Below are 14277 nucleotides of genomic sequence, written 5' to 3' on the forward strand. Positions count from 1 at the left end.
CGCATACCCTTACCCTATAGAAAGGATGTAAAAATGGCATTTGACTCATTTCTCTATTTTCCCAAGAACCCCACGATCAAAGGCGAAACCCTTGATGAAGAAATGGCCAAACAAGGCGCGTTTCAGATCACCCAATTCGGTTTTGGGGCCACCAACAGTTCCGTCATCGACAGCCAGTCAGGCGGGGGGGGCGTCGGCAAGACCGATTTTGAGGATTTCACCTGCGACAAGCTGACGGATAGTGCGTCAGCAGGGCTGTACCGCGCCTGCGCGACCGGCACCCACATTGAAGAGGCGATCATGGAATGCCGGCGCCAAGGGTCTGGTACAAAATCGGGCCAGCGCAGCTTTTTTCTGGTGCGTTTCAAGACCGTGATCGTCAAAGGCGTGACTTGGGCCGGGTCGGGCGATGAACTGACCGAGAGCCTCGTTTTTTCTTATGGCGCCAAGCAGATCGAATACCGCCGTCAGGGCAAAGACGGCACCATGATCAAACCGTCGGGCGGTCAGGGCGAGGCAGAATGGAGCAAAGTGCTCAACCAAGAGAAATACGAGGTCCAGCGTTAACCGATCTGACCTCTTGCTCCGGATGCTGTTGCCCTCTTTGCGAACTGGCATCCGGGGCTGATTTTCAAATAATTACAGAGATTTAACGCCATGCTTTCTGAAACCCTGCTCAAGACCGGCGATGTGCCCGCAGCGTATGATGCGTTAAAATCACAGGTGCGCGCGGCCCCCGATGATGCGCGGTTGCGGATCTTTTTGTTCCAGATTTTATGCGTTTTAGGGGATTGGCCGCGCGCCGCGCAACAGCTCAAGACTTGTGTCGCACTTGACCCCGCGGCGGCACCGATGGCCGCGCTTTACGGCCCGGCAATTGCCGCCGAACAGACCCGTGCGCGCGTTTTGCGCGGCGAAACACCCCCACCTTTTGACGCGGAAGGGCCGTCGTGGTTGCCGGTTTTGTGGGATGCGTTGAAAAAGCAAGCTGCCGGGGATCAGCAAGATGCCGAAACCTTGCGCGCCATGGCCCTGCGCGCGGCACCGGCCACAGCCGGGCAGGTAGATGGTCAAAATTTTGAGTGGATCGCGGATGCGGACGCGCGCTTTGGTCCGGTTTTAGAGATCATCCTTGAGGGCGAATATCGCTGGCTGCCCTTCGCAGCACTGCGCCGGATGACGGTACAGCCGCCGCAGGATCTGCGCGATCTGGTCTGGGCCCCGGTCACGTTGACGTTGGTTTGCGGGCGCGAAACGGGGGGGCTGTTGCCTGTGCGCTACCCCGCTACGACGTCCCACGGCACATCCGCGCACATGCTGGCGCGCGGCACAGATTGGAACGCTGCGGGCGAAGGCACCGGCCAACGGATGTTCTGCACGCCCGAGGCGGATGTCCCACTGCTCGCCCTGCGTGAGGTTACGATTGGGTCTGTGGCCTCTCCCAAGGCGGTGCATCATGGCTGATCGCGCGCGTCTTGAACGGTTGCAACCTGCGCTGCTTGATCGGCTTATAGACGAGGCGCCGGACGTGCAGGTCGAGGCAAATAGCGCGTGGATCATCGACATTCACAGGCTGCGCGACATCATCCAGCGCGATTTGCATTGGCTGTTGAACACCACCCATCTGGCCGCGGATCGCGACCTGACAGGGCATGAACAAACGGCGGCCTCTGTATTGAATTTTGGCATTGCCGATGTCACCGGAACCACCGCGACCAAGGCGCGTGCCGCCGAGATCCAGCAGGCCATTCGCGCGGCCATCGAACGGTTTGAACCGCGCTTGTTGCCGGGCACGCTGGACGTCACCACGACCCAACGCAAAGACACCCGCGCCGCGCTGATTTCCTTCGACATCCGTGCGGAACTTTGGGCGCAACCGGTGCCGCTCGATCTTTATCTGCGCACGCAGCTTGATGTGACCACGGGCGACGTCACCGTCCGCAGGCAGGGATAACCCATTATGGATCAACGGTTTCTCAATCACTACGAACAAGAACTCAGCTTTATCCGCGAGATGGGAAATGAGTTCGCCACGTCTTATCCCAAAATCGCGGGCCGTCTTGGTACGGGGCAGCTAGAGGTCATGGACCCATACGTGGAACGCCTGATGGAAGGGTTCGCCTTTATGGCGGCGCGCGTGCAGACCGAGTTGGACCAACAGCATGCGAACCTGACCCAAAGCCTGCTAGAGGTGGTCTACCCGCATTACCTCGCGCCGATCCCGTCGATGATGATCGCGCGGTTGGATCCTGACCCGGCGCAGGGCAATTTGGCGTCGGGTGTGACATTGCCGCGCGGGACCGAACTGCGCGGCCAACCGCGCGAGGGCGCGCAAACCGGTGTGACCTACACCACCGCGCAAGACGTCACCCTTTGGCCGCTAGAGATCAGCGAAACCGAATATCTCAGCAGTCGTGGCGATCTGGTCACCGCTGGTCTGGGGCATCACACAGCGGCCAAGGCGGCCCTGCGCCTGCGGTTGCGCCGCACCGATGGCGCCGCGCTAGCCGATCTGCCGCTAGAGCAGCTGCGCGTTTTTCTGACCGGTGCAGGGGCCGAACCCTGGCGTCTTTATGAGGCAATTCTGGGGCAGGGGGTCGGGCTGGCCGGGCGCTCGACCGACCGGCGGGCAGATTGGGCGCAATATTTGGGGGGCGGCATCCACCCTTGCGGGTTCGAACCCGAAGACGCGCTACTGCCCACGCCCGCCGCGTCCTTTGATGGCTACCGGTTGTTGCAGGAATATTTCGCGATGCCGCAGCGGTTGTTTTTCGTTGATCTTGCAGGCCTTGGTCCCGCGACCACACGGGCCACGGGGGCCGATCTTGACGTCTATATTTTGCTGCGCGACGGGCTTCCTGCGCTGGCTTCGGTGACGCCTACGAACTTTGATTTGCACGCTGTGCCCGCGATCAACCTGTTTCGCAAACGCTGCGATCGGGTGCATGTGACTACGACCGAAACCGAACATCTGGTCACCGTCGATCGCACCTCCCCGATGGATTTTGAAATCTACCGTCTCGAAAGCGTCACTGGCATTACATCCGACACGCAGGCAGATGTGGCGTTTCGCCCGTTTTACAGTGCGCAGGATTTCATACCCGCAGGTGATAGCCATCTGGCCTATTACAGCCAACGCCGCCGCCCTCGTCAGCGTTCAGAACGTCAGCGGCTGGCGGGGTCGCGCACCTCTTATTTGGGTTCGGAACTTTACCTGTCGCTGACGGATCGTACCCAAGCGCCGTATCCCGGCGAGGTCAAACAACTGGCCGTCAATGCGTTGTGTACCAACCGGGATCTGGCGCTGCTGACACCGGTTGGGGTGGGCGATACCGACTTTACCCTGCCCGCAGGCGGCCCCGTGCGCCGTATTCGCGCGATCATCCCGCCGACGCGCCCACGTTCGAGCTTGGCCGAAGGGCAGCAGGCCTGGCAGCTGATTTCCCACCTGAGCCTGAATTATCTGTCGCTGGTGGACGCCGATCGCGGCAAAGGTGCGGCTGCCCTGCGCGAAATTCTGACGCTTTACGCGGGCTTGGGGGAACCGGCGCTGGCCAAACAGTTGAGCGGTCTCACGTCTGTGGCGTCGCGCCCAAAGGTGCGCCGACTGTCCGAAGGTGCACTGAGCACCGCCGTGCGCGGCATCGAAATCCGCCTTGGTTTTGACGAAAGCGCCTTTCAAGGCACGGGGTGTTACGTGTTGGGCGCGGTCCTTGAACGGTTTTTTGCCAAATACGTCAGCCTCAACAGTTTCACCGAAACATCGATCCATTCACCCGAACGCGGAGACATCGCCCAATGGCCAGCCAGAAGCGGACGCAGGGTCCTGATCTGACGCGGCTGGCCGCGCTGAGCAAGACCCCCGAAAAATTCAACATCTTCCAAGCCTTGCGCCTGATTGAGGGTGCATATCCTGACTGTCCGGGCTTGGGCAATTCGCGCAGCCCTGCCCAAGATCCCGTACGCCTTGCGCAGGCGGTCGAACTGGCCTTTCCGCCCGCCACGATCACCGATTTTGATGCGAGCAGCCCCGGCGCGCCGCGATTGACACAGCTTGCCTTTGGTCTTTTCGGGCCCAACGGACCGTTGCCCTTGCACCTGACCGAATTCGCGCGCGACCGCAAACGCAATGCGGATGATCCCACGATGATTGGCTTTGCCGATATGTTCCACCACCGCATGCTGTCGCTGCTCTATCGTGCTTGGGTCAGCGGCCAGCCTGCCGCCTCTTTTGACCGGGCGGGGGGGGATACATTCGGCGATAAGGTCGGGGCGTTGGCGGGTTTCGGCGGGGCCGAACTCCAAGACCGCGATGCGATGCCCGACGTGGCCAAACGCCACTTTGCAGGGTTGATGGCAGCCAGCCCGCGCAGCGAGGCGGGGCTGCGTGCTGTGTTGTCGGGCCTGTTGGGCGCCCCCGTCGAGATCGAGAGCTTTACCGGTAGCTGGTTACATCTGGACCCAGAAGACAGGGGTCAATTGGGGCGCGCGACGCTGGGCCAAAACGCCAACCTTGGGGCGCGCGTCTGGTCCCGTTCTGCCAGTTTTTGTCTGCGCATCGGGCCCTTGTCGCTCTCGGCGTTCAAGGGGCTTTTCCCCGGCACACCGGGGTTCAAACAGCTTGCCGCGATCATCCGGAACTATGCCGGCGACACGCTGGAATGGAACGCAAACCTTATTTTGCGGGCGGATGAAATCCCGCGCGCCACCCTTGGCCAAACCGCAACCTTAGGCCGCACCGCTTGGATTGGCACACGCCCAAAGCAAGACGCCGATGACCTGACCCTGACCCAACCCGCCCTCTGACGGGCCCCGACCGGAGACCCCCCAATGCCCGAGATCAGCCGCACCGCCCTGTTTGGGAAACTGAACACACGCGCCTTTCAAGCCGTTGAAAGCGCCACAGTGTTCTGCAAAATGCGTGGAAACCCCTATGTAGAACTGGCACATGTCCTGCACCAGATCCTCAAGGCGGGCGACAGTGATCTGCACCGAATCATTCAGTTTTACGGGCTGGACGAGGGGCGCATCGCCACCGAATTACAGCGCGCGTTGGATGGGTTGCCGCGCGGTGCCACAACGATTTCTGATCTGTCACCGCATCTGGAACAAACGGTCGAGCGGGCTTGGGTGCAGGCGTCGTTGGGCTTTGGCACACACCAGATTGGCACCGGGCATGTGTTGCTAGGCCTGTTGGGGGATGGGGGGTTGCGCAATGTGTTACGCGTCATTTCACCGGAATTGGCCGGCTTGGATGCGCCCGCAGTTGCACGAGAATTTGGCGCAGCAACGGACGGGTCGCCAGAGGCCGGGCTTGCGGCGCAAGATGGCGCAACGCTGGGCGCTGATCCCGGGCAGGCCTCGGCCGCGATGACGCCTGCGCAAAGCGGTGACAGCGCCTTGGCGCGGTTTTGCACCGATCTGACGGCGCAGGCGCGCGCCGGTGAGATTGACCCCATCGTCGGGCGCGATGCGGAAATTCGTCAAATCATCGACGTGTTGACACGGCGCCGCCAGAACAACCCCATTCTGACCGGTGAGGCAGGCGTGGGGAAAACCGCCGTGGTTGAGGGGTTTGCCCTGCGGATTGCCCACGGGGACGTGCCCCCCGCGCTGGCGGACGCGCGGTTGATGACCCTAGACGTGGGGCTGTTGCAGGCCGGCGCATCCATGAAAGGTGAATTCGAAAACCGCCTGCGCAGCGTGATCGACGAGGTGCAAGCCAGCGCCGCGCCGGTGATTTTGTTTGTCGATGAAACCCATACGCTGGTGGGGGCTGGTGGGGCCGAGGGCACCGGCGATGCGGCCAATCTGCTCAAACCCGCACTGGCCCGTGGAACATTGCGCACCATCGGGGCCACCACATGGGCGGAATATAAAAAGCACATCGAAAAGGACCCCGCCCTGACCCGGCGGTTTCAGGTTGTGCAGGTGGGCGAACCTGACCCTGACACCGCCATTGCCATGATGCGCGCCATGACCGCCACGTTGGAACGTCACCACAAGGTGCAAATCTTGGATGAAGCATTAGAGGCCAGCGTGCGCCTGTCTGCGCGTTATATCCCCGCGCGGCAATTGCCTGATAAATCGGTCAGCGTGCTTGATACCGCTTGCGCGCGCGTGGGTATCAGTTTGCACGCCACACCGGCGCCGCTGGAAGATTGCGCGCGCCGTATGGCGGGGTTCAAGACCGAATTAGAGATTATCGCGCGTGATACCGCCGCCGGGGCCGATACCGCCGAACGTGCAGCGCGCGCGCAAACGGCCCTTGATGCGGCCACCGCACAGCACACCCGTTTGACCGCGCAGTGGGATGCCGAACAGACCCACGTCACCCGTATCATGGACCTGCGCCAGATTTTGCAGGGGGCGCAGGACCCAGAGACGCTGGCGCAGTTGCACACAGAACAGGCGGCGTTGGCCGATATTCAGGGCGACACACCGATGATCTTGCCCATCGTGGACGCCGCCGCCGTGGGCGCCGTTGTGGCCGATTGGACGGGCATCCCCGTGGGCCGCATGGTGCGCGATGAAATCCGCACAGTGCTGACCCTCGCGGATCACTTGTCCGAGCGCGTTATAGGGCAAGACCACGCCATGGAGATGATCGCCAAACGTGTGAAATCCGCGCGCGCGGGGCTGGATAATCCGGATAAACCCATCGGGGTGTTTATGCTGGCGGGCAGTTCCGGCGTGGGCAAGACCGAAACTGCGCTGGCCATTGCTGACACGCTTTATGGTGGGGTGCAGAACCTCATCACCATCAACATGAGCGAGTATCAAGAGGCCCATACCGTCAGCAGTCTCAAGGGCGCGCCGCCGGGATATGTGGGGTACGGGCAGGGCGGTGTGCTGACCGAGGCGGTGCGGCGCAGGCCCTATTCTGTCGTGCTGCTTGATGAGGTCGAAAAGGCCCACCCGGACGTGCATGAGATCTTTTTCCAAGTGTTCGACAAGGGCGTGATGGAAGACGGCGAAGGCCGCCGCATCGATTTTCGCAACACCCTCATTTTGATGACCTCCAACGTCGGATCGCAACTGATCATGGACCTCTGCGCCGACCCTGATTTGATGCCGGACCCGGACGGCGTGGCGGACGCGTTGCGTGCCCCAATGCAAGAGGTCTTTCCCCCCGCGCTGTTAGGCCGGATGGTGACGATCCCGTATTATCCATTGAGCCCTCAGATGATTGCCCAGATCACCCGGTTGCAATTGGACCGCATCGCGGCCCGGGTCAGAGACGCATATGAGGTGCCGTTTTGCTATACCGATGCGGTGGTGGACACGATCGTTGCGCGGTGCCGCGAGGTCGAAAGCGGCGGGCGTATGATCGATGCGATCGTGACCAACACACTGCTGCCTGCGCTCTCGGGCGAGGTCTTGAACCGGCGGTTGCTGGGAGGGGCGGTGTCTCGCATGGCCATCGATGTGGCGGAGGGGGATTTCACCTACGCCTTTGATGATGCAGCAGCCACGGCGCGTTAGGTTTTTCTGCGCAGGTCGTGAACCTCTGAGGGCCGTGCGGGCACTTACCAAGTGACCCCATGTGAAAAGGCCCGCACGATGTCTAAAAGCAGTCAGAAGTTCATCGCCCGCAACCGCGCCCCCCGTGTTCAGATCGAATATGATGTGGAGCTGTATGGCGCGGAAAAGACCATCCAGTTGCCTTTTGTCATGGGGGTGATGGCCGATCTGTCGGGTGCATCATTGGTCCATCAGGACCCTGTGGCACAGCGTAAATTTCTGGACATTGACGGTGATAATTTTGATGACCGCATGCGGGCGATGCAACCGCGCGCGGCCTTTAACGTGCCCAACACGCTGACAGGGCAGGGGAATATCCCCGTTGATCTGCGGTTTGAGCGGATCGAAGATTTCACCCCCGGCGCGATTGCGCGCAAAACGGAACCCTTGGCCAAGCTATTGGAAACGCGCACGCAATTGGAACATTTGCGCACCTATATGGACGGCAAATCGGGCGCCGAAGCGTTGATTGCACAGCTGATGGCTGATCCAGATGCAATGCTGGCGTTGGCGGCTCGGGCGGAGGTTTCGCACGAAGATGACGCGGCCTTGGAGACCCTGCGGGATGCGGCCCCGGCAAAGGACGACGCGCGCCCGGATAAGACGGGGACGATCCTTGAAGCCATGGCCGCGCAGGCACCCACTGACGAAGTGGAACGTGTAGATGACACCGATGCCGTTTTTGCCGGTTTGGCCGCGCAAGTCTCTGAGGACAATTGCGCGGCCGAGAGCATCGATACGACACCAGTATCGTTGGCGAGCGTGAGTGACCATGCTGAGCCCCCCGCGCCTGATCCGGCCTTTGAGACGCCGCATGAAGCTGAAGAACCAGACGTTGATCTGACCGAATTCGACCCAGAGCCCGAAGCCGAAGACCCGCTTTCTGAGCCCTCTCCTCATGGCACGCTCGACTTGCCAAAACCCGATGACCGCGACGCCGCTCGCCTCAAGTTCCGCATCGCAATCTTGGGTGATTTCACCGGGCGCGCGGTCAGCGGCACGTTAGAAACCGGGGCGGACCTTGCCACACGTAAACCCATTCGTTTCGATGTCGACGCGCTTGATCAGGTGATCGCGCGGTTTGCCACGACGTTGGTCTTGCCGGTTGGTGTAGACGGGGCCGGGGTGCAGGTCGCCTTGTCGAGCCTTGAGGACCTGCACCCGGATGAGCTCTTTGAAAATGTACTGCTGTTCGAAGACCTTAGCGATCTGCGGGCCCGCATTGCCACCGCGCGTGGCACGCAAGAGATCGCGCAGATGCAGGAATGGGCCGCGCTTTTTGGCGACCTAAAACCTGCCCCGCGTGCGCGTGCCAAAGGGGCCGAGGTGCCTGCGGACCTCAAACTAAGCGCCTTTCAGTCGCTGATTGGCGATACCACGGGCCGCCTGACCACGGCCACACCAACCGATGACCTGATCGCGCGCATCATCGCGCCCCACGTGCAGGCGGCCCCAGACCCGGAACAGCCCGCGATGTTGGCCGCCGTCGATAATGCGCTGTCCAGTGCGATGCGCGCCATCCTGCAACACCCCGATTTTCAGGCGGTGGAAAGCACATGGCGATCGCTGGAGCTGCTCGCGCGGCGTATCCGCACCGGGCCGGGGCTGGAAATTGTTCTGTATGATGTTTCCGCCGAAGAATGGGCCGCCGATCTGGCAGGCCATGAGGATCTGGCGCAAAGCGGGTTGTTCCAAATGCTGGCCGAAGAGCCCCGTCTTGATGCGGCGCAGGGGGCGCTGTCGGCTGTCTTTGGGCTCTATACGCTCGAAGAAACACCGCCCCACGCCGATCTGATGGCGCGCATGGCCAAGATCAGCGATTGGATGAAAGCGCCGTTTCTGGCGTCTATTTCGGACGGGTTTCTTGAGACACCCAAACACGAACGTCACCCGCTGGTGGTCAAATCCTGGGACGCGTTGCGGGCCCTGCCCGAGGCATCTTTTGTGGGGCTGGCGGCGCCGCGGTTTTTGTTGCGTCTGCCCTATGGTGCGCGCACCGAACCCGTGGATCCCTTTGATTTCGAAGAATTTACCTTGCGGGATGGGCTGCGCGGGATGCTCTGGGCCAATCCGGTGGTGCTCAGCGCGATTTTGATGTGTGAGATGGTGAATAAGGGCGGCAAGGACATGAAGCTGGGCGATGTCATGTCGCTGGGCGATCTGCCGATGCACTACATCACCGACCCGCATGGCGATCAGGTGGCGTTGCCGTGTACGGGGCGGTTGCTCAACACACGCACCATGGCCGAGGTGGTCGCGCGCGGCTATATCCCGCTGGTGTCGATCAAGGGTCGCAACGAGGTGCGGCAAGGTGCGTTTCAAGGGTTGGGGGCTGGGCTTCTGGCCGGACCGTGGGGGCAAAGCGCGGGGGCTGGGCCAGCCTTGGGCGGCACAAGCATCAGTCTGGATACCACGCGTGACGCAGGCGCGGGCCCTGCGCAATTTGATGAAATGGCCCCATCGCGCCCCGGTGGCGCCGGCGAAGACTACGACGAACAATTCGCGCAGGACACAGACGACGAGAGCGATGATCCGATGGAGGCGGATGATGATCTGGGGCTTGATCTTGGCGGTGATGATGACTTTGGCATGGACCTTGGAGGCGATGACGCCAGCGATACCGATCTGGAGGATCTGCTCGCCGGGTTCGGCGATACAGAGAGCGCCGATGAGGACAGTACCGATATGGGCGGCGGCGATGCAGATGCAGAGATCGACCCCGAGCTTGCCGCCCTGATGGCAGGCCTGTGATGGCGCGCGCGCGCAAATTGGAGGTGCTTTGAATGGCACAGAACATCTTGCTGGAAAACCGCCCCGCGACCCTGACATTGCCCGGTGGCATCAAGGGCTATCTGGTGCGCGCGCAGATAGACGAGGCCTTGGGGGAAATCCCCTGCACGACTGTGGAATTCATGTGCGCGGATCTAGATCTGGATCTGGGGCGGCTGGTCGGGGAACGCCTGAGCCTCGCGCTCGATGCGCCCAAGAAAAAGACGCGGCATTTCCAAGGGCTCTGTGTGAGCGTCGAATTTCTGGGGGCGTCGGGCAGTCAGGGTTATTTCCGCGCCGAGGTGCGCCCGTGGGTGTGGTTTTTGACGCAGACGACCAATTGCCGGATTTTTCAGGATAAAACCGTGATCGAAATCCTGCGCGAGGTTTTCGGCGCGCATGGGTTTTCCGACTTCAAGGATAAAACCAAACACAAGTTTACCAAGCGCAGCTATTGTGTCCAATACCGCGAGAGCGATTTCGCCTTTGTATCGCGGTTGATGGAGGAGGAGGGGATTTATCATTTTCTCCAACATGACAAGGCGCGTGAAACGCTTGTGTTGGCTGATGACGCCAGTTGTCATATGCCCATCGAGGATCACGCCGAGCTGAATTATTTCATGCGCACAACCGATATGTTTCGCGATGAAGACCACCTTTATGAATGGCGCGGCAGCGAACAGATCCGCCCCGGCAAGGTGACGTTGCAAGGCTATGATTTTGAAAAGCCCAAGACCGATTTGACCTGTAGCAAATCGTTGCCTAAAGGGCGCGGCGCGCATCGCGGTTATGAAATCTACGACAGCGCCGGGCGCCATGACAGCACCGACACGGGCATGCATCACGCGCGCATCCGGGCCGAAGGTTTGGCGGCGCAAACCCAACGGGCCCGCGCGGTTGGCAGTGTCCGTCAGATGGCGGTGGGCGCCAAGTTCAGGCTGGCCAAACACCCGCGCAAAGGTGAGAACGCCGAATATTTGGTGGTGCGCGCGCGCCATCAGATCCAGCTGGATATGATCGTTGAAGACCGCGATATTGTTGATGCGATCTTGGGGCCAGTGCTGGCGTTCGACGCCGATACCAACCCAGAGCTGTACCGCTGTGAGATCGACGTGCAGCCCGCGCGCGAACCCTACCGCACGGCCCCGCGCACGCCGCGCACGGAAAACCCCGGCGTGCAGACGGCCATGGTTGTGGGCAAACAGGGCGAAGAGGTCTGGACCGACAGTTTGGGCCGCGTAAAGGTGCAATTTCATTGGGATAGGGATGGAAAACGGGATGAGAAATCGTCGTGTTGGATCCGGTCTGCCGTGCCTTGGAGCGGGAAGGGATACGGCATGCTGGCTATCCCGCGCATCGGTCAAGAGGTCGTTGTGCAGTTCGAACAAGGCGACCCAGACCGGCCGATCATCACGGGAATGGTGTATAACGCAGAGGCCAAACCCTCTGTGACGCTGCCCGGCGAGGCGACGCAAATTGGACTGCGCACCAACAGCGCCAAGGGCGGCAATGGCTATAGTGAACTGATCTTTGAAGACAAAAAAGACGCCGAATTTGTGCGGCTCCAATCCGAACGTGATTTCAAGCAGATCGTCAAGAACAACGTCGAAATCGAGGTGGGTCTGGACCACAAATCCCCCGGCGGATTGAAACAAACGATCCACGGCGACAAGACCGAAACCCTGCGCGAGGGAGATCACAGTTTTACCGTGGCCAAGGGCGGCGAGACGCGCCAGATCGCCAAGGATTGCGAGATAGACGTGGGCGCTGCCCTGACGTTGACGGCGAAATCCAAGATCACGTTGAAATGCGGCGGTGCGCAGATCGAACTGACCCCCAGTGGCGTGACGATTTCGGCGCCCACGGTCACGGTCAAGGCACAGGCCACCGCCAAGATCGAAGCAGGCGGTCAACTGGCGTTGGAGGGCAAAGGACAGGCCGCCCTTAAAGGGGCGGGCATGTTGAGCCTTGAAGGTGGCGGCATGACACAGCTTAAATCCTCGGGGATTTTAACGGTCAAGGGCAGCTTGACGATGATCAATTGAGCGCGCCGATGCATACGATGTCCTTTGATGACCTGGGCAAACTGCCGCAAGGCCCCGTCGCGCGCATTCTCAGCCAGAACAACGTGCGCCTGCAAACCACGCTTACGACCCCGGCCGGCGCACCCGCCGCGCGTGTCTTAGAAGCGTTGCATTCCCAACACGCCACGCTGGATATGTTGCAACTGCTGGCCCATGCCCTGCCCGCGCGCGAGGCAACGTGGTGGGCGTGTTTGGCCGCGCGTGAAATGGGGGCTGTCACCGCGTCAGTGACGGCCGCCGAAGCCTGGGTGCGCCAGCCGGGGTTTGAGTCGCGATTGGCCGCACGCACGGCACTAGAGGCTGTCGCAACAGACGATGACACCGGGTTTTGCGCGATGGCGGCCTGTTTTGCCGATGGTACGATGGGGCCGGGCGCGTTGGATGACCACGCGGCCCCGCCGGGGGCTGTTGGCGCTGCGGTTTATGGCATGGTGTTGATCGCGGTCTATGCGGATCCCGCGCAAACACCCACACGTCAGTTGGATTTTTTGACCCGTGGGCTCAATATTGCGCGCGGTGGCAGCGGCCAATCTGAACCTTAAGGCGCGTAGGCGGCACTAACGGAGTGAACCGCGCAAAATTGCGCCCGTCCGAATGAGGTTTCGCCATGTCATTCCCCGCCGCCCGCGTTGCTGATATGCACGTCTGCCCGATGATCACAGGCGTTGTCCCGCATGTGGGTGGGCCGATTGTGACGCCGGTGCCCACGGTGTTGATCGGCATGATGCCCGCAACCGCGGCCACGGCCATGGCGGTCTGTGTGGGCCCGCTTGATGTCGTGGTGCAAGGGTCGGGCACTGTGTTGACTGGCAAATTGCCCCAAGCACGGCTCGGTGATGCCTGCGCCCATGGCGGGAAAATCGTCATGGGGTGCGTGACCGTTCTGGTGGGGGGCTAAACCCGATGACGCTTTGTCTTAAGGCCCATGACCCAAGCCACCCAGATGCAGCGCCCATTGAGGTCGTGATGCAGGGCGCGGCGCTCTGTGTGGGGCGTGGGGCTGAAAACGATCTGGTATTGCCTGACCCCGACCGCATGCTGTCGAAAAGACACTGTGTGCTGGAACGCGATGGCGCGGGCTATACGGTGCGCGATCTTTCCACCAACGGGACGTTTTTGAACTACCAGCCTGGCCGCCTGGACGGCACACCCACCCGGGTGAATGCCGGCGATGTGATCTTGGTCGGGCCGTTTGAACTGGTTGTTGAGATCCGCGCGCAAACACAGCCATCGCCCCCGCCCACTGCGGCGCAAATTGGCGTGTTGGAAAACATTGGCGACGAGAATACTGATTTCCTTGATGAATTGCTTGGCGGCGATGAACCCCCCGGCGCGGATCCGTTTGCGGTGCCGCCACAAGGCGCCAGCGCCCCCGATCATAGCGCCCCGATGCAAGATCATTTCGACGCCCCGCGCGCACAGGCGGCCGTGATCCCCGATAACTGGGACGCAGATCTCACCGCCCCCGTGCCCGGTGCGCCCCCCCCGCCTGCGCCGAAAGCAGCCCCGACAGATGCCGCCGCACTGCGTGCCTTTATGGACGGTCTGGGCCTTGGGGATGCGGCTTTCCCGGAGGAGGACACCGCAGAGACCATGGCGCGTCTGGGCCGGGTGATGGCGGCGATGATCACGGGCCTGCGCGACATAATGATGACGCGCGCGGCCCTCAAAAGCGAGATGCGTGTGAACCGCACCATGATCGAGGCAGGCGCGAACAATCCGTTGAAATTCTCCGTCAGCGCCGTGCAAGCCATCGAGGCGATGATCCTGCCTGCGCAACCCGGGTATCTGGCCCCCGAGGCTGCCGCCGCAGAGGTGCTGAGTGATATCAAATCTCACGAGGTCGCAACCATGACCGGCATGCAGGCCGCCCTGCGCGCGCTCTTGGCACAGCTGAGCC

11 protein-coding genes are annotated in these 14277 nt (G+C 61.4%); all 11 read left to right on the plus strand.

Going from position 1 to position 14277, the window contains the following annotated elements; translation table 11 throughout:
• Positions 1–33 precede the first annotated feature (33 nt).
• Complete coding sequence (locus tag ABJH13_RS02225) at positions 34–567, plus strand: type VI secretion system tube protein Hcp (RefSeq protein ID WP_348404588.1); 534 nt, start codon at positions 34–36, stop codon at positions 565–567.
• A gap of 90 nt (positions 568–657) precedes the next feature.
• Complete coding sequence (locus ABJH13_RS02230; RefSeq protein ID WP_348404589.1) at positions 658–1464, plus strand: type VI secretion system accessory protein TagJ; 807 nt, start codon at positions 658–660, stop codon at positions 1462–1464.
• Positions 1457–1954, plus strand: a complete 498-nt coding sequence (tssE, locus tag ABJH13_RS02235) for a type VI secretion system baseplate subunit TssE (protein WP_348404590.1) — start codon at positions 1457–1459, stop codon at positions 1952–1954. Before ABJH13_RS02230 ends, tssE begins: the two co-directional genes overlap by 8 nt.
• A 6-nt stretch (positions 1955–1960) precedes the next feature.
• Positions 1961–3835 (plus strand): type VI secretion system baseplate subunit TssF, encoded by a 1875-nt coding sequence (tssF, locus tag ABJH13_RS02240; protein WP_348404591.1) that lies wholly within the window; start codon positions 1961–1963, stop codon positions 3833–3835.
• Positions 3799–4806, plus strand: coding sequence for a type VI secretion system baseplate subunit TssG (gene tssG, locus ABJH13_RS02245; RefSeq protein WP_348404592.1), 1008 nt, complete (start codon positions 3799–3801; stop codon positions 4804–4806). The genes tssF and tssG overlap by 37 nt, the downstream gene beginning before the upstream one ends.
• 24 nt (positions 4807–4830) lie before the next feature.
• Positions 4831–7485, plus strand: coding sequence for a type VI secretion system ATPase TssH (gene tssH / locus ABJH13_RS02250; protein ID WP_348404593.1), 2655 nt, complete (start codon positions 4831–4833; stop codon positions 7483–7485).
• A gap of 78 nt (positions 7486–7563) precedes the next feature.
• Entirely contained in the window at positions 7564–10275 is a 2712-nt protein-coding gene (gene tssB, locus ABJH13_RS02255; RefSeq protein WP_348404594.1) for a type VI secretion system contractile sheath small subunit, read from the plus strand.
• Between the two features lie 32 nt (positions 10276–10307).
• Positions 10308–12338, plus strand: a complete 2031-nt coding sequence (gene tssI / locus ABJH13_RS02260) for a type VI secretion system tip protein TssI/VgrG (protein WP_348404595.1) — start codon at positions 10308–10310, stop codon at positions 12336–12338.
• A gap of 8 nt (positions 12339–12346) precedes the next feature.
• Positions 12347–12919 (plus strand): hypothetical protein, encoded by a 573-nt coding sequence (locus tag ABJH13_RS02265; protein ID WP_348404596.1) that lies wholly within the window; start codon positions 12347–12349, stop codon positions 12917–12919.
• Positions 12920–12984: 65 nt separating this feature from the next.
• On the plus strand, positions 12985–13275 hold the full coding sequence (locus ABJH13_RS02270; protein ID WP_348404597.1) for a PAAR domain-containing protein: 291 nt from the start codon (positions 12985–12987) through the stop codon (positions 13273–13275).
• A 5-nt stretch (positions 13276–13280) separates the two neighbouring features.
• Positions 13281–14277 (plus strand): type VI secretion system-associated FHA domain protein TagH (gene tagH, locus ABJH13_RS02275; protein ID WP_348404598.1); only part of this gene is annotated, 997 nt, incomplete at its 3' end.

Source organism: Roseobacter sp. (genome assembly GCF_039970775.1).
GTDB lineage: Bacteria > Pseudomonadota > Alphaproteobacteria > Rhodobacterales > Rhodobacteraceae > Roseobacter.

Excerpts from the sequence above, each read along its gene's own strand:
- ABJH13_RS02265 (WP_348404596.1), top strand. The coding sequence starts at position 12,347 with ATGCATACGATGTCCTTTGATGACCTGGGCAAACTGCCGCAAGGCCCC.
- tssI (WP_348404595.1), top strand. The coding sequence starts at position 10,308 with ATGGCACAGAACATCTTGCTGGAAAACCGCCCCGCGACCCTGACATTG.
- tssH (WP_348404593.1), top strand. The coding sequence starts at position 4,831 with ATGCCCGAGATCAGCCGCACCGCCCTGTTTGGGAAACTGAACACACGC.
- tssG (WP_348404592.1), top strand. The coding sequence starts at position 3,799 with ATGGCCAGCCAGAAGCGGACGCAGGGTCCTGATCTGACGCGGCTGGCC.
- tssE (WP_348404590.1), top strand. The coding sequence starts at position 1,457 with ATGGCTGATCGCGCGCGTCTTGAACGGTTGCAACCTGCGCTGCTTGAT.
- ABJH13_RS02225 (WP_348404588.1), top strand. The coding sequence starts at position 34 with ATGGCATTTGACTCATTTCTCTATTTTCCCAAGAACCCCACGATCAAA.
- tssF (WP_348404591.1), top strand. The coding sequence starts at position 1,961 with ATGGATCAACGGTTTCTCAATCACTACGAACAAGAACTCAGCTTTATC.
- tssB (WP_348404594.1), top strand. The coding sequence starts at position 7,564 with ATGTCTAAAAGCAGTCAGAAGTTCATCGCCCGCAACCGCGCCCCCCGT.
- ABJH13_RS02270 (WP_348404597.1), top strand. The coding sequence starts at position 12,985 with ATGTCATTCCCCGCCGCCCGCGTTGCTGATATGCACGTCTGCCCGATG.
- ABJH13_RS02230 (WP_348404589.1), top strand. The coding sequence starts at position 658 with ATGCTTTCTGAAACCCTGCTCAAGACCGGCGATGTGCCCGCAGCGTAT.